Here is a 16,309-nt window from a genome sequence, read left to right on the forward strand (position 1 = left end):
TCGCCGGAAGACGTGATCGGAGCGTTCGATGCAGTTCGCGGACGAAGCCGTCGTTCTCTCGGCCCGGCCTCATGGGGAGGCGCATGCCGTGGTCGAGCTTTTCACGCCCGCGCACGGGCGCTGGGCGGGGCTCGTCTATGGCGGGCAGGGACGGCGGATGCAGCCCGTCCTGCAGCCGGGCAACGGCGTGCGCGCCGAATGGAAGGGCAGGCTCAGCGACAGCCTCGGCCATTTCTCCCTGGAGCTTGTCAACGCGCGCGCGGCCGCGCTGATGCAGGAACGGCTGTCCCTTGCGGGTCTTTCGGCGGCCTGCGCGGTCGCCGCGGCCTGCCTTCCCGAGCGCGAGGCTCATGCCCGCGCCTATCATGCGATGAGCGTGCTGCTCGACAATCTCGACGACGCGCAGGTCTGGCCGGCGCTGATGGCGCGATGGGAGCTCGGGCTGCTCGCCGAACTCGGCTTCGGTTTGACGCTTGATCGCTGCGCGGCGACCGGGACGCGGGAGAACCTGATCTATGTCTCGCCGCGCTCGGCCTGCGCGGTGTCGGCCGAAGCGGGCGAGCCCTACAAGGGAAAGCTTCTGCCGTTGCCGGCGTTCCTGCGCGGCGAATCGGCCGAAGCGAGCCTCGCCGACGCGCTCGACGCGCTGAAGACCACCGGCTACTTCATCGAGACGCGCATTCTCCACCCGGCGGGCCGCCAGCTTCCGGAAGCGCGCGCGAGGCTGTTGGAATTGCTCGCCAAAACAAATAATTAGCCCCTGTTTTTGCGCCGCCGCGCCGAGGCTCGTATCATGCCCGGCGAGGCATTCTTCCCGCCCTTTCGCGACCCGTCGCAGCAGGAGATGACCGAAGATCAGGAATCATATCGCCGCGCCAATGAGGCGAAAGCGAAATTCGACGATATCTACAACGCGCCGGATCCGCGCGCCTATTACGCGACTCTCGCCGCGCTCGATTACCAAATCCCGACCCAAGCGCGGCCTGTGTTTCAGAGATTGATCCGCAGCATCGACAAGGAACGTCCGAAAGTCGTGGACGTCGGGTGCTCCTATGGCGTGAACGCCGCCATGATCCGACACGATCTGAGCTTCGACGCGCTGGCGCGTCGTTACGCCGCGCCAAAGATGCAGGCCGCCGCGACGGCCGAGGTCATTCTAGAAGACGCCAGACTGTTCGCCGAACTGCCGCAGGCGGTAGAGGCTTCTTTCATCGGCGTCGATGTCGCTAACGAAGCGGCGGGCTATGCGAAATCCGTCGGCCTCATCGAGGAGGCGGCGGTGGAGAATCTCGAGGTCGAGCCCCTTTACGATCCCGCGCCGTTCGCCGACGCCGACCTGTTCATCACCACCGGCGCCGTGGGCTATGTGACCGCTGAGACCTTCGCAAAACTCATCGACGCGGTGAAAGGCCCGCCGCCGATGGTCGCCGCGTTCGTGCTCCGTCAGTTTCCCTTCGACGACATCGCCGCGCGCCTTGAGGATTACGGCTTGATCACCCGGAAGCTGGAAGGGCGATATTTTCCCCAGCGCCGCTTCCGCGACGCGGCGGAGGCCGAAGCGGCGGTCGAGGCGGTGCGCGCGCTCGGGCTCGACCCGACAGGGCTTGAGGCGGAAGGGCGCTATTACGCGGAGCTTTATCTCGCCGCGCCCAGGGGCGGGCTGCGCGTTGAGACGCTTTTTCCGGCCTGAGCGCGGCGCTGGAAAAGGGCGGGAGTCGGGGGCGGCTGGCGCCGCGCCGAGACTCTGCTATCCAGCCCGGCATGGCGAAAACGAAAATCCCGAAGGGGCCGGACAAGCCCCAGCCCGAAGACATTTTTCTCGAGCCGTTCGACGAGGCGCTGTCGCGGCGTTATCTGGCCTATGCGCTCTCGACCATTACGGCGCGCGCGCTGCCCGACGTGCGCGACGGGCTCAAGCCCGTTCACCGGCGCATCCTCTACGCCATGCGTCAGATGCGCCTTTCCCCCGGCGGCGCGTTCCGAAAGTCCGCAGGGGTCGTCGGCGAGGTGATGGGCAAGTTCCACCCGCACGGCGATCAGGCGATCTACGACGCGCTCGTGCGTCTCGTGCAGGATTTCTCCGTGCGCGTCCCGTTGATCGACGGGCAGGGCAATTTCGGCAATATCGACGGGGACAACCCGGCGGCCATGCGCTACACGGAAAGCCGGCTCACCGAGGCGGCGGCGCTCCTCCTCGACGGCATCGACGAGGACACGGTCGATTTCCGCGACACCTATGACGGGCTCGGCAAGGAGCCTGTCGTATTGCCGGCAGCGTTTCCGAACCTTCTGGCGAACGGGGCGTCGGGCATCGCGGTGGGCATGGCGACGTCGATCCCGCCGCATAATCCGGCCGAGCTGATCGACGCAGCGCTCCATCTCATCAAGGCGCCGAACGCCGCGACGGCGACCTTGATGAAATATGTGAAGGGGCCGGATTTTCCGACCGGCGGGATCTGCGTCGAAACGCCCGAGACGATGGAGGAAGCCTACGCCACGGGGCGCGGCGGCTTCCGCGTGCGGGCGCGGTGGCATACGGAGGATCTGGGGCGCGGGCGCTATCAAATCGTCGTCACGGAGATTCCATATCAGGTCCAGAAAGCGAAGCTCGTCGAGAAGATCGCCGAGCTGATGGCGGCGAAGAAGCTGCCCATGCTCGCCGACATACGCGACGAAAGCGCGGAGGACATCCGTCTCATTCTGGAGCCGCGCGCGGGAACCGTCGACTCCTCCGCGCTGATGGAGGCGATGTTCCGCGCCACCGATCTCGAAAACCGCTTCCCGCTCAACATGAACGTTTTGGGGGCGGACGGAGCGCCGCGCGTGATGGGACTGCGCGAGGCGCTGCGCGCCTATCTCGATCATCGCAAGGAAGTGCTGGTCCGGCGCACGAATTTCCGCCTCGCCAATATCGCCAGGCGGCTTGAAATTCTCGACGGCCTGCTCGTCGCCTATCTCAATCTCGACGAGGTGATCCGGATCATCCGGTATGAGGACGATCCCAAGGCCGAGCTCATGAAGGCGTTCAGGCTCTCCGAGGTTCAGGCCGACGCCATCCTCAACATGCGCCTCAAATCCCTGCGCAAGCTTGAGGAGATGGAGATACGCGCCGAGCACAAGGACCTTAAGAAGGAGCAGAAGGAGCTCAAGGCGCTGCTCGCTTCCGACGACCTTCAATGGAAGCGCATCAGCGAGGAGCTTAAGGAGGTCCGCAAGGTCTTCGACCCGAAAAGCCCGCTCGGCCGGCGGCGCACGACATTCGAGGCGGCGCCGGAAGCCGCGGAGATCGATCTCGACAGCCTCGTCGAGAAAGAGCCCGTCACCGTCATCCTGTCCGAAAAGGGATGGATACGGACCATGAAGGGCCATATCGAAAACCCCGCCGACGTCAAATACAAGGAAGGCGACCGGGCGAGCTTCGTCATTCCCGCCATGAGCACGGACAAGCTCATGCTGTTCGGCACCGACGGAAAGTTCTACGCGCTCGACGTCGCCGGCCTGCCGGGCGGGCGCGGCTTCGGCGAGCCGATCAGGCTGTCGATCGACCTTCCGAACGATCAGGCCGTGGCGGCGGCTTTCATCTATCAGGGCGGGCGCAAGCTGCTGCTCGCCTCGTCATCCGGGCACGGGTTCGTGGTTTCGGAGGATGACTGCATCGCCACGACCCGTAAGGGCAAGCAGACGCTCAACGTGCCGGCCGGCGCTGAGGCCGTGGTGTGCCGGGAGGCGGAGGGCGACATGGTCGCCTCCGTCGGCGACAACAAGAAGCTGCTCGTCTTTCCGCTTTCCGAGCTTCCCGAGATGGCTCGCGGCAAGGGCGTGCAGCTTCAGAAGTTCTCCTCGGGCGGGCTGTCCGACGCCAAGGTCTTCTCCGCGAAAGAGGGCCTGACCTGGATCGACCGTTCGGGACGCACCCAGACGGTGGACGGCTGGAAAGGCTATGTGGGCAAACGCGCCCAGGCGGGCCGCGTCGCGCCGAAAGGCTTTCCCGCATCGAAAAAGTTCGGGGGGCGCTGAGCCCGGCCCCCTGCTTCGCCTCAACGGTGTGCGAACAGCGGTCATCCCGCCGCCGATCCCAGAAAGGCCGCTGCGCCGCCAAGGCAAAGGCCGGGACCAAAGGCGATCGGCGCGGCGGCGTCTACGCGTTTTCCCATAACGGCGCGCACGCCGACGACCGCCAGGGTCGCGAGCGCGCCGACGAACACCGCCGGCGCCAGCGCCGGCCAGCCGCCCCAAGCGCCGATGGCCGCCAGCAGCTTGGCGTCGCCCGCGCCGAGGCCTTCGCGCCCGCGCAACGCGGCATAGGCGAGAGCGATGAGGCCGAAAGCGGCGTAGCCCGCCGCCGCGCCGACGGCCGCGGCTTCGAGCGGAACGAATCGGTCCCCGACATTGGCGAGAAGTCCGAAAAGCAGAAGCGGCAGGGTGAGCGCGTCAGGCAGAAAACCCGTCTCGAAGTCGATCGCCGCGAGGGCGATCAGGCTCCACAGAAAGATCGCGGCGAGCAGCGCCTCCGGCGAAGCGCCGAACAGGGCGAGCGCGCCGAGGGCCGCGAGCGCGCCGGCGAGCTCGACGAGCGGATAGCGCGGCGGGATCGCCGCCCCGCAAGCCGCGCAGCGCCCGCGCAGCGCGAGGTAGCTCGCAAGCGGAATGAGATGGAGCGGCGACAGCCGCGTGCGGCATTGCGGACAATAAGAACGCGGCGCGAGCAGCGTTCCCCTGTCGGCGCCGTCCGATTCCTCGATCAGCCCCCACATGGACGGGCCGCGATAAATGACGACGTTCAAAAACGACCCGGCAAGAAGGCCCGCCAGCGCGGCTGTGACGTAAAAGAACCACTCCATGAAATTGCGCGGCTCCGATTTATTTCTGCGCACATAGTGCGGTTAAGGGCGCTTTAACCGCAAGAGACGGCGATTCCAGCGGAAAATCTTAACTTCGCGCACAAGGTGCGCATACTGAGCATACGGCCCGTCGATTTGTCACAAAACTGAAAATCAACCGTCATGTCACTGTCGCGCCGCACGGCTAGCTCCCCGGCGTCGTGGGCGGCGCAAGGGCGACGCTCATCGGTTTTTTGCAAAGCGTCAACCACTCCGCGGGGGTCATGACATGAGGTTTCTTACGAACGTCCGTTCGATTCTGCTCGCCGGCGGCGCCGCGCTGGCGCTCGCCGCCTGCACCCAGGGCGAGGAAATCGCCTCGCCGGGGCCGAGCAATCCCGGCACGCCTCCGGGCGGCGGAGGCGGCGGCGGGGGCGGCGGGGGCGGCGGCGGGGCGCAGTGCCCAAGCGGCTTCACCGAAGGGACGGGCGTCGGCGGCTTCACCGTCTGCAATATTTCCGGCACGCTGCTCGGCGATCTCACCCTGCCTTTCGTGCAGGGCGTCGCCTATCGCCTCGACGGGCGCGTGGATGTCGGCGAGGATGGCGGCCCGACCTGCTCCGGCGGGGCTGACGAAGCCACCTTGACGATTGAACCCGGCGTCATTGTGTTCGGCGCTTCGGGCTCCGATTACCTGGTCGTCAATCGCTGCTCACGGATCATCGCCGACGGCGAGCAGAATGCGCCGATCGTCTTCACCAGCGAGAACGACCTAGAGCGCCGGGCCGTCGATCCAAACGACACGGGCGGCTCTGCGATCTCCGAATGGGGCGGGGTGGTGGTTCTCGGCCGCGCGCCGATCAACCGCTGCATCGCCGGAACGCCGGGCACGGTCGACTGCGAGCAGACCATTGAAGGCGTCACGAATCCGGATGCGCTTTACGGCGGCGCGACCGTCGACGACGACAGCGGCGTTCTGCGCTACGTGCAGATTCGCTTCGCCGGCTTCGCGATCAATCAGGACGGCGACGAGCTGAACGGCCTGACGCTCGGCGGCGTCGGTTCCGGCACGACCGTCGAATATGTCCAGGTGCATAACAATTCCGATGACGGGATCGAGGTCTTCGGCGGCGCGGTGAACCTCAAATATATCGTGCTCACCGGCAATGACGACGACTCCTTCGACCTCGACAACGGATGGAACGGCGCGACGCAGTTTCTGGTGATTAAGCAGCGCGACGACGGCGGCGACAACGGAATGGAGCTGTCGAGCGCGACAGGCGTGACGCCGGCGACAAATCCGACGATCGCCAATTTTACGCTGGTCGGCGCGCGGTCCAACGCCTTCCGCATCAATTCCGGCCATATCGGACGCTTCATCAACGGCGTGGTTTCCTATGGCGGGAACTGCTTCCGCTGGGAAAGCTCGGCGGGCGACGGGGACCCGTCGTCCTATGGCGGCGTCGACGTCGATCCGACCTTCAACTCTGTGCTGTTCGACTGCGACGGCGAGCTGACCAACGATTCGCCGGACACGCCGGCGGCGGTTCAGTCGGTCAACGCCGATCCCAACAATGTTATCGGCGAAAGCTCGCTCGCCGCGACGTTCTTCCCCGGCCCGAACGAGCTTGCGGTCACGCCGTTCGATCTGACGACGCTTCCCGGAATGTTCTTCGAGGATGTCGACTATGTCGGCGCGTTCGGCCCGGATGAAACCGAGACAGATAATTGGGCGACCGGTTGGACCTTCGCCCTGTTCCCCGAACCGGGCTGCCCGGCTGGCACGACGGATACGGGTTCGACGATCGGCGGCGTAAAGGTTTGCAGCGTCAGCGGCGTTCAAACTACGGATCTTCGCCTTACGCGCGGCAATTATTACCGGCTCGACGGCAGGGTCGATATCGGCGTCGATGTCGGCGCCGACGGCGCCAAGGCCGGAGGCGTCGCGGCCGAACTGACGATCGAGTCAGGCGCCGTGATCTTCGGCGAAAGCGGCGACGACTACCTGGTCGTCAATCGCGGCTCCAAAATTTTCTCGAACGGCACGGCGCAGAATCCCGTCATTTTCACATCGCGGGCGGATCTGGAAGACAACCAGCCCGATCCGCTTAACGCCATCGGCGAATGGGGCGGGGTGGTGGTTCTCGGCCGCGCGCCGATCAACCGCTGCATCGCCGGGACGCCGGGCACGGTCGACTGCGAGCAGACCATCGAAGGCGTCACGAATCCGGATGCGCTTTACGGCGGCGCGATCGCCGATGACGACAGCGGCGCGATCAGGTTTACGCAGATCAAATACGCCGGCTTCGCGATCAATCAGGACGGCGACGAGCTGAACGGCCTGACGCTCGGCGGCGTTGGTTCCGGCACGACCGTCGAATATGTCCAGGTGCATAACAATTCCGATGACGGGATCGAGGTCTTCGGCGGCGCGGTGAACCTCAAATATATCGTGCTCACCGGCAATGACGACGACTCCTTCGACCTCGACAACGGATGGAGCGGGTTCACGCAATATCTCATCATCGTTCAGCGCGAGCTTGGCGGCGACAACGGGATGGAACTGTCGAGCGCGACAGGCGTGACGCCGGCGACAAATCAGACGATCGCCAATTTCACGCTGGTCGGCGGGCGCTCCAACGCCTTCCGCATCAATTCCGGCCATATCGGACGCTTCATCAATGGCGTCGTGGCTTATGACGGCGCGCCGTGTTTCCGCTGGGAAAGCTCGGCGGGCGACGGGGACCCGTCGTCCTATGGCGGCGTCGACGTCGATCCGACCTTCAACTCTGTGCTGTTCGACTGCGCTGGTCTGACCAACGATTCGCCGGACACGCCCGCCGCCGTCCAGTCGGTGAACGCCGATCCCAACAACACGACGACGACGCCGGACTCGCTGATCAACACCTTCGTCAACGGGCCGAACGAATCCTCCGTGACGGCGTTCGACCTCTCGACGCTGGGCGGCGCAGCGGCGGCATTCTTCGATGACGTCGATTACATCGGCGCGGTTCGGGATGCGAACGACCGCTGGTGGGCGGGCTGGACCTGCGGTCTTGAGCCTGGCTCGGATTGCTGACGCCGGGGGGCGGGCGGCGCAACCATTTGCGCCGCCCCAATCATTCGTCCGCAGAATTTTGGGGTTGAAAAATCATGAAGTCGAAACACGCGCTGAACGGCCTCCTGCTGGCCACCACCATGCTCATCGCGCCGATTGGCGCGGCGGCGCAGGACGCCAGCGAGACGGTCTTGCCGACTGCGCCGGTCTTCACAGATGAAATTATCGTTCGGGGCAGGAATATTCCTGAGCCGCAACGGGCGACGTCTCAGGTTGCGACGTTTCTGTCGGCTGAAGATCTGACGCGGACAGGCGACGACAACGCGGCTCTGGCGCTGACGCGCCTGTCCGGCCTCAGCGTCGTCGGCGGGCGCTTCGCCTATGTGCGGGGTCTCGGCGACCGCTATTCCGCCGCTCGTCTCAACGGCTCGCTTCTGCCGAGCCCGGAGCCCTTGCGTCGGACGGTCCCGTTGGATCTTTTTCCGTCCAACATCCTGCAAGGCGCGGTCGTCCAGAAAACCTATTCGGCGAACTATCCTGGCGAGTTCGGCGGGGGGATGATCGACCTGCAAACGTTGCGACGGCCGGACGAAAGCTTCGTCAACGTCAAGCTCGGCGTCGGCATGAATCTCGAAACAACCGGCAAGAACGGCGTCTTCGTGCGCGGCGGCGATCTCGACTGGCTCGGCTATGACGACGGTCTGCGTGATATTCCGGAACCGCTCGACGCGCTCATCAAGTCCGGAACGCCGCTCAACGCCCTGACCCCCGCAGAACGCGAGACCGTCGGGGAAAGCCTCGTCAACTCGCCGCTTTTGGTTATTCAGCAAGGAACGCTTGGACCGAACTGGGAAGCGTCCATCGACGGCGGGACGTCTGTCGACCTCGGAGGCGATCTTACGCTCGGCCTCGTCGGCGTCGCCGGCTATAAGCAGGACTGGGAGACGGAGAGAGCCGTTCGGCAGCGCGTTTCGGGCGACATTCTCGGAAACGACTTCGAAAGCGTCGAGACCAGTCTCAATGCGACGGTCAACGCCTTGGGCTCGGCCTCTCTTTCCTGGGGCGAGCACCTTGTTCAGACGACGTTGCTCTACATCCATTCGGGGCGGAAAGAGTCCCAGATTCTCGAAGGGTTCAACACCAACTCTCCCGGCACGGGACAGGTGCTGGACGAACGCAGCTCCTGGCTGGAACGCCAGTTGTCTTTCGCGCAGCTGAGAGGCGAGCACGGTCTTGGCGACTTTGAAATCAATTGGCGCGCTTCGGCGGCGCGTTCGAAGCGGGATACGCCTTATGAGCAGTTCCTGAGGCGCATCAAAAACGCCGACGGCGTGCCGCTCTATTCCCAAGCCAACAACCGCACTATCGATTTTTCGGACCTGACCGATGATGCGCTGGGCGGCGGGATCGACCTAGTCTACCACGCTCCCTTCTCGGGACCGCGCGAAGCGACGATCACGCTCGGGTACGAATATTCAAACAACGAACGGGAATACAACCTGCTCGCCCTGCGGTTCGCCGGGGGCAACTCGCTTCCGCCCGACGTACAGGCGGCGCGGCCGGACTTTCTGTTCTCGCCGGACAATATAGATCCGGCCCGTTTCTTCCTTATCGAAACTCAGACAAGCTCGGATTCGTACAAAGGCGAGATGACGATCCATGCCGGTTACGGCCAGATCGACGCCGAGCTTATTCCAACGGTCCGCACGACCGTGGGGGTTCGTTATGAAGACGCCGACCAGTCGGTCATCACCTTCAATCGTTTCGCCGCATTCGATCCGGATCCGAGGAATTTCGGCCCCTCGACGGAATTGCTGAACGATTACTGGCTGCCGTCGGGGACGGTGACGTGGAATTTCACCGACAATATGCAGTTCCGCGTCGGCTACTCGCATACGATCGCACGGCCGCAGTTCCGCGAGCTTTCTCCTTCTCTGTTCTTCGATCCCGAAAATGATCGGTCCTACCGCGGCAACCGGTTCCTCGTGGACAGCGAATTCAGAAACTACGATGCGCGATATGAGTATTATCTCGGAAGAAACCAGTTTCTGACTCTCGCGGGATTCTACAAAACTATCGAAAATCCGATCGAGGAAATTCAGTTTGAGTCGACGCAGTTCGAGTTCGATACGACCTTCATCAACTCGCCGCGGGCGCGGCTGTTCGGCGGAGAGGCGGAGTACAGAACGCGGTTCGCCATCGGGTGGAACGACTGGTTCGACCGTCGCGACTGGCTGTTCTCGGCCAACTATACCTACACCAACTCGGAGATCAGGCTGAAGGACGGCGACACGGTCATCAATCCGTTCTCGGGCGCGCCTCAGTCGGCCGAGCTGTTTGGACTCGACGGTGCGCCGCTGCAGGGTACGCCGAAGCATATCGTCAATTCCCAGTTCGGCTGGGAAGGCGAGAACGATCAGTTTACGGTGCTGCTCGGTTGGGTCGGCGAGCGCATTCTGCAGCGGGGCAGCCCGAATGCATCGGGCGGGATTCCGGACGTCATTGAAAAGCCCGGCATCCAGCTCGATGTCGTCTATCGCTACGACATCGCCCTGTTCGGCGCAGACGCCACGATCGGTCTGGCCGCCCGGAACCTGACCGGGACCCGCCACGAGGAGTTCCAGCTCAGCAACGCGACCGAAAGCGGCCGCACCGAGTTCGACACTTACGACCGGGGGCGCAGCCTGTCGGCGAGCCTGACAGCCCGGTTCTGAGCATAGTAGGCAGAGGCGGGCCGGGGTAAAGGGCCCGAATCTTGCTAAGCAGCCGTCCGCGAAGGTGGGCGGCTGCTGCGCATTCTGGTAAAGCTTCAGGGCGACGAGCCTTGGGGCGCGCGTAAGGTGAGCACTGTTGGCGGTGATCGGGCAGGACCAGTTTGAACGCTCGGCGGCTTTGGCGATGCGGGCGCGGTCATGGCTGCGCCGTCTGACCGGCTCCGCCGGCTCTTTCGGCGGGCTTAAGGCGATCGATGCGCCGCGCTTGGCGGAATTCGGGCTGGCCGCGCTGATCGCCCTTCTCTGCGCCGGGATCGCCCTCGACATGGTCGCGCCGCTCCCGGTTTCGCGCAAGCCCGCTGTTCCATCCGCGGCGCGCGCGGATCGGGGAATCGAAGCCCGCAATCCTTTCTTTTCCCCCGCGCGCGAGACGGCGCAGACGGCCGCCGCGCCGGCGGCGGAGACTACGCTCGATCTCAAGCTGCACGGCACATGGATCGACGATGCGGGCGGCACGGCGATCATTCGCACGCCTGACGGCAAGCAGAAGACCTACGCCGTCGGAGATGCGGTCTGCTGCGGGGCGCGGCTCGACGGCGTGTTCGCCGACCGCGTGGTCATTCTGCGCGACGGCGTGCGGGAATCGCTCCGCCTGCCGCGCGACATGGACGCATCCGCGCGCGCCGCCGCCCCGACGACGGCACCGCCCCCGGCCAAACGGAATGCGGAGGATTTGCGCCGGATCATCCGCGTGCAACCTGTTTCCTCGGTCGGCGGCGCGCGTTTCGCTCTCTTCCCGGCCGGCGACGTCGCTGCGTTCGAAGCCCTTGGGCTTCGCGAAGGGGACATATTGCTTCGGATCAACGGCGCGCCTGCGCCGCAGGACGCAGAAGGTTTCGCACGTCTCGTCAACACGCTCGCCGACGCCGGCGAGGCGACGCTGACGGTCGAGCGCGATGGCGCGACCGCGACAGTTCGCATTGCGCCCGCCGCCGGAGGCTGATGCGCAGGAGATGGCTCATCGCATGAAAATGACTGTTGCGTTCCTTGTCTGCCTGGCTGCTATCGCAAGCGCAGCCGACGCGCAGGACTCTGCGCGACAAACCTGCGGGGCGGCGATCAATTACGACGACGCAGACATCAGGGCCGTGGTCGACGAGATCGCCCTGCGCACCGGTCGGACGTTTCTGCTCGATCCCCGCGTGCAGGGCCGCGTAACGGTGAAATCCCCCCCCAATGGCGGTTTGTGCGCTGACGAAGCCTGGGAGCTGTTCCAGGCGATGCTGCGGGTGAACGGCTTCACGGCGACCCCGATCGGCTCCGGCAAGTACAAGATCGTGCCGGCGCAGGAGGGGCCGCGCGCAGCCGGCCCGGTCGGCGAGGCGGAAGGCGGCGATATCGTCACGCAGATCGTCCGCTTGCAGCATGTCGATGCGCGCGAGGCGGCGGCGAACCTTTCCCAGATCATCAACGAGCGCGGAGTCGCGGCGCCGGTGCGCAGCGGCAACGCGCTGATCCTTGTCGACACAGCCGACAACATGGCGCGTTTGCGCGAAGTGCTCGCCCAGCTCGACCGCGACACGACCATCTATCGCACCATCCCGCTCAACTACGCCTCGGCCGGCGAAGTCGCGCGCGTCGTAGGCGGCCTGGCTCAGGAGATCACCGAAGAAGGCGGGCAGCGCGCGAAGATCAGCGTCGTGCCGGTCGAGGCGAGCAACAGCGTGCTCATTCGCGCCGAACCGGCGATCATCAACCGCCTTTCCAGAATCATCGCCGAGCTTGATCAGATCGGTCAAGCGAAATCGGATTTGTCGGTGATATACCTCGACCATGCGGATGCGGAGGAGATGGCGTCGCTGCTCCGTGAGATTGCGGACGCGCAGACGACAGCCGGCGAAGACGGCGCGTCAGGCCGGCCGCGCGCGACCATATCGTATCACAAGCCGACCAACGCGGTGATCATCAACGGCGATGCGGACATGCAGCGCACGCTGAAGAACGTCATAGCTCAACTCGACGTGCGCCGCGCGCAGGTTCTTATAGAAGCGATCATCGTCGAGGTTTCTGACAGAACCGCCCGCGAGCTCGGTCTGCAATATTTCCTGACGGGGACAAAGGGAAGCTCGATTCCATTCATGACGACGAATTTTCGCTCGACGCAGCCGAATATCCTGGCGCTGGCGGGGCCCACGTTGATCGAAACGGGCGTGCTGCCTGATACGTTCGAAGACTTTCGCGAGGATCTCGCGGAAGCCGCGCTCAATTCGCTCCTGGGCCTCAACGGGCTCGGTCTGGGCGGAGCGGGACGCATCGGCGACGACGGCGTGTTCAGCGCGATCCTGACCGCCATCAAACAGGACGACACTTCGAATGTGCTGTCGACTCCCTCGGTCGTCACTTTGGACAATCAAACGGCGCGGCTTTCGGTCGGGCAGGAGATACCGATCACCACCGGCGAGGCGATCGGCGACGATTTCACGAACGCCTTTCGTACGATCTCGCGCGAAGAAGTGGGCGTCATTCTGGAAGTGACGCCGCAGATCAACGAAGGCGGCACGATCACGATGGAGATTTCGCAGGAGACCTCCAGCGTCGCCGGGCAGATCATTGAGGAGTCGACCGATCTCATCACCAACAAGCGCGAGCTGACAACCATGGCTTTGGTTGACGACGGCGATATTCTGGTGATCGGCGGCCTGATCGACGATCAGTCATCTACGCGACAGGACAAGGTGCCGCTGCTCGGCGATATTCCGGTCGCGGGCAATCTGTTCCGGTCGTCCGGCAGAACCCGCGAGCGGCGCAATCTCATGGTCTTCATCAAACCCACGATCTTGCGGGATCGCGAGACGGCGCGCGCGGCGACGACGAAGAAGCTGAACTATCTCAAAGCGCGGGATTCGCTTTACCGGGGCGAGCCGACATCGGATCTCGAGCGGCTTATCGAGCAGGCGACGGGCCTCGACCGGCCGGCCGACGCCGGCGACGCCAACGCCAACGACAGACCATGAGCGACGCCAGCACACAGTCGCCGGTGAGATTGACTTACGCGTTCGCCAAGGAGCGCGGACTCGTCGTGCTCGATGGCGCGTCGCGGCCGGTCGTCGTCGGGTCGCGCGGCAGCCCCGATCCATGGGCGCTGATCGAGGCGCGCCGGGTCGCCGACGCGCCGATCCTCATCGAGGAGATGCCGCCGGAGGCCTTTGAGCGCCGCCTGTCGGAGATTTACTCCGTAAACGCCATTCACGCCGACGATTTCGCGATGGAGGGAGACGAAGGCGATCTCATGTCGCTGGCCGAGGGGCTGCCCCAGACCGCGGATCTGCTGGAAGCTGAGGACGACGCGCCCGTCATCCGGCTTATCAACGCGCTCATCGCTGAAGCGGTGAAGACGCGCGCCTCTGACATTCATATAGAACCCTACGAGAAAAGCCTGTCGGTGCGCCTGCGCATCGACGGCGTTTTGCGGGAAGTTTTGTCTCTGCCGGCGCGCATGACGGCGGCGCTGGTCTCGCGGGTGAAGGTCATGGCGCGCCTCGACATCGCGGAAAAGCGGGTGCCGCAGGATGGGCGCATCTCCATTGCGCTCGGCGGCAAGGCGGTCGACGTGCGCGTTTCGACCCTGCCGGCCCGTTACGGCGAGCGGGTCGTCATGCGAATTCTCGACAAGGAGGCCGCGCGACTCGACCTCGAGACGCTGGGCATGCCGGAAGACGTGAAGAGCCGTTTCAAGCAGGCGCTGCGCCGGCCGAACGGGATCATCCTCGTCACCGGCCCCACGGGTTCGGGCAAGACGACCACGCTTTACGCCGCGCTGACGCTGCTCAACGATCCGAGCCGAAACATCCTCACCGTCGAAGATCCCGTGGAATACGCCATCGACGGAATCGGTCAGACGCAGATCAACCCGCGCGTCGGCATGACTTTCGCGACCGGCCTGCGCGCGATTCTTCGTCAGGATCCGGATATCGTCATGGTCGGCGAGATCCGCGACGTGGAGACCGCCGAAATCGCCATTCAGGCCGCGCTCACCGGCCATCTTGTCCTGTCGACGGTGCACACCAATTCGGCGGTCGGCGCGGTCACGCGCCTGCGCGACATGGGCGCGGAGCCGTTTCTTCTGTCCTCCACCATCGCTGCGGTGATGGCGCAGCGTCTGGTGCGCCGGCTGTGCCCGTCCTGCAAGGAGCCGCACGCGCCGGACGAGGCGGAGCGGAGCGTCCTCGGCCTGGCGGCCGATGCGGCGGTCGAGATTTATCGCGCCGCGGGATGCGGACGCTGCGGACATACGGGTTACGAAGGCCGGATAGGGGTGTACGAACTGATCGTCGCCGACGAGACCTTGCGCAAGCTCATTCATGACGACGCCAGCGAACAGACGCTCGCCGCCCACGCCTTCCGCCATGCCGACACGCTCGCGCAATGCGGCTTCCGTCATGTGCTCGCCGGCGTCACGTCGCTTGAAGAAGTCCTCAGGGTCGTGCGCCAGGAGGAAGACGATGCCGGCCTATGAGTACGAGGCGCTCGACCCTTCGGGGCGCGCGCGCCGCGGGATCGTCAGCGCCGACAGCCCGCACCAGGCGCGCCGCGAGTTGCGCCGGCTGCGGCTCACGCCGCTGCGCCTGTCCGCTCCCCGGGCCGAGCGCGCCGGCCGGCTGGGCGGGCGTCGGCCGCCGCGGCTCGGGCATGGCGCGATCGTGCTCGTCACGCGCCAGCTCGCCGCGCTCGTGGCCGCCGCGACGCCGCTCGAGGAGGCGCTCAACGCCGTCGCTCTGCAGACGGAGAAACCGGCCGCGCGCGCGCGCCTTCTTGCAGTGCGCGAACGGGTGATGGAAGGCTGGCGCTTCGCCGACGCCCTGGCCGAAGATCCGCGCTCCTTCTCCGATCTTTATCGCGCCGTCGTCGCGGCGGGAGAGACCTCCGGCGATCTCGCTGGGGCGCTCGATCGGCTTGCGACCATGCTGGAGAAGAATCGCGCCATGCGCAACAAGGCGCTCGCCGCGCTGGTCTATCCGGCCGTGCTGGCGCTCGTGGCCGGCGGCGTGCTGACCTTGCTGATGACGACGGTCGTGCCCAAGATCGTCGAGCAGTTCAACGCTTTCGGCGGCGAGCTGCCTGCGATCACCCGCGTCGTGATGGGGCTGTCGCATTTCATCGGCGCTTACGGGCTGTACCTGCTCGTCGGCGTGATCCTCCTCCTCGCCGCCTTCTGGAGAGGCATGAAGACGCCGGCCTTCAAGCTCGCCGTCGACCGGGCGCTATTGCGCCTGCCGGTCATCGGCCGGCTGTTGCGCGGGCTAGACGGAGCGCGCTTCGCCCGCACGCTCTCGACGCTGGTCGCGGGCGGGGCGCCGCTGCTCGACAGTCTCGCCGGCGCGCAGCGCACCTGCGCCAACGATTACATCCGCGCCCGGCTCGACGGCGCCATCGCGATGGTGCGCGAAGGCGCCTCGCTCGCGAACGCGCTGCGCCGGGCGGGCGCGCTGCCGCCGATGATGACGCATATGGCCGCCGCCGGCGAGCGATCGGGCGCGCTCCCGGATCTGCTTGACCGCGCCGCCGCGCAGCTTGAAGACGAATTTGATGCCGCTTCCACCGTCGCGCTAAGATTGCTCGAGCCGGCGATTATTTTCGCGATGGGCGGCGCGATCATGGTGATCGTGATTTCGATCCTGTTGCCGATCCTGCGGCTCAACGCCCTGGCGGCCGGGTGA

The 16,309-nt window shown here is 65.2% G+C and carries 10 protein-coding genes; 9 read left to right on the forward strand and 1 reads right to left on the reverse strand.

What is annotated here, in order from left to right; translation table 11 throughout:
- Nucleotides 1-28: 28 nt before the first annotated feature.
- From recO to parC, 3 genes are all read left to right on the forward strand, one after another.
- Entirely contained in the window at nt 29-757 is a 729-nt protein-coding gene (recO, locus tag CHB64_RS05470) for a DNA repair protein RecO (protein WP_089411606.1), read from the forward strand.
- Nucleotides 758-793: 36 nt separating this feature from the next.
- Nucleotides 794-1,690, forward strand: coding sequence for a hypothetical protein (locus CHB64_RS05475; protein ID WP_089411607.1), 897 nt, complete (start codon nt 794-796; stop codon nt 1,688-1,690).
- 71 nt (nt 1,691-1,761) lie between these two features.
- A complete protein-coding gene (parC, locus tag CHB64_RS05480) occupies nt 1,762-4,017 on the forward strand; it encodes a DNA topoisomerase IV subunit A (RefSeq protein ID WP_089411608.1) in 2,256 nt (751 codons plus the stop codon).
- Between the two features lie 41 nt (nt 4,018-4,058).
- Here the strand turns inward: parC and CHB64_RS05485 are convergent, their stop codons facing one another.
- Nucleotides 4,059-4,841: a prepilin peptidase gene (locus tag CHB64_RS05485; RefSeq protein WP_089411609.1), complete on the reverse strand. Its 783-nt coding sequence runs from the start codon at nt 4,839-4,841 to the stop codon at nt 4,059-4,061.
- Between the two features lie 268 nt (nt 4,842-5,109).
- On the opposite strand from CHB64_RS05485, the gene CHB64_RS05490 reads away from it, so the two are divergent.
- The 6 genes from CHB64_RS05490 (at nt 5,110) to gspF (ending at nt 16,309) form a co-directional block, all read left to right on the forward strand.
- The gene (locus CHB64_RS05490) at nt 5,110-7,899 is read left to right on the forward strand and encodes a hypothetical protein (RefSeq protein WP_089411610.1); all 2,790 of its coding nucleotides are present in this window, start codon (nt 5,110-5,112) and stop codon (nt 7,897-7,899) included.
- Between the two features lie 74 nt (nt 7,900-7,973).
- Nucleotides 7,974-10,592: a TonB-dependent receptor domain-containing protein gene (locus tag CHB64_RS05495; RefSeq protein ID WP_089411611.1), complete on the forward strand. Its 2,619-nt coding sequence runs from the start codon at nt 7,974-7,976 to the stop codon at nt 10,590-10,592.
- A gap of 142 nt (nt 10,593-10,734) precedes the next feature.
- Nucleotides 10,735-11,595 carry a type II secretion system protein N gene (locus CHB64_RS05500; protein ID WP_234993327.1) on the forward strand — a complete coding sequence of 287 codons (861 nt, stop codon included), beginning with the start codon at nt 10,735-10,737 and terminating at the stop codon, nt 11,593-11,595.
- Between the two features lie 22 nt (nt 11,596-11,617).
- Complete coding sequence (gene gspD / locus CHB64_RS05505) at nt 11,618-13,606, forward strand: type II secretion system secretin GspD (RefSeq protein ID WP_159462422.1); 1,989 nt, start codon at nt 11,618-11,620, stop codon at nt 13,604-13,606.
- Nucleotides 13,603-15,108, forward strand: a complete 1,506-nt coding sequence (gene gspE / locus CHB64_RS05510) for a type II secretion system ATPase GspE (protein WP_089411614.1) — start codon at nt 13,603-13,605, stop codon at nt 15,106-15,108. The genes gspD and gspE overlap by 4 nt, the downstream gene beginning before the upstream one ends.
- Nucleotides 15,095-16,309 carry a type II secretion system inner membrane protein GspF gene (gspF, locus tag CHB64_RS05515; protein WP_089411615.1) on the forward strand — a complete coding sequence of 405 codons (1,215 nt, stop codon included), beginning with the start codon at nt 15,095-15,097 and terminating at the stop codon, nt 16,307-16,309. Before gspE ends, gspF begins: the two co-directional genes overlap by 14 nt.

This window comes from Amphiplicatus metriothermophilus (assembly GCF_900199215.1).
Taxonomy (GTDB): Bacteria; Pseudomonadota; Alphaproteobacteria; order Caulobacterales; family Parvularculaceae; genus Amphiplicatus; species Amphiplicatus metriothermophilus.

Coding starts and splice junctions, on each gene's coding strand:
- recO (WP_089411606.1), top strand. CDS start 29: ATGCAGTTCGCGGACGAAGCCGTCGTTCTCTCGGCCCGGCCTCATGGG.
- CHB64_RS05495 (WP_089411611.1), top strand. CDS start 7,974: ATGAAGTCGAAACACGCGCTGAACGGCCTCCTGCTGGCCACCACCATG.
- parC (WP_089411608.1), top strand. CDS start 1,762: ATGGCGAAAACGAAAATCCCGAAGGGGCCGGACAAGCCCCAGCCCGAA.
- CHB64_RS05475 (WP_089411607.1), top strand. CDS start 794: ATGCCCGGCGAGGCATTCTTCCCGCCCTTTCGCGACCCGTCGCAGCAG.
- CHB64_RS05485 (WP_089411609.1), bottom strand. CDS start 4,841: ATGGAGTGGTTCTTTTACGTCACAGCCGCGCTGGCGGGCCTTCTTGCC.
- gspD (WP_159462422.1), top strand. CDS start 11,618: ATGAAAATGACTGTTGCGTTCCTTGTCTGCCTGGCTGCTATCGCAAGC.
- CHB64_RS05490 (WP_089411610.1), top strand. CDS start 5,110: ATGAGGTTTCTTACGAACGTCCGTTCGATTCTGCTCGCCGGCGGCGCC.
- gspE (WP_089411614.1), top strand. CDS start 13,603: ATGAGCGACGCCAGCACACAGTCGCCGGTGAGATTGACTTACGCGTTC.
- gspF (WP_089411615.1), top strand. CDS start 15,095: ATGCCGGCCTATGAGTACGAGGCGCTCGACCCTTCGGGGCGCGCGCGC.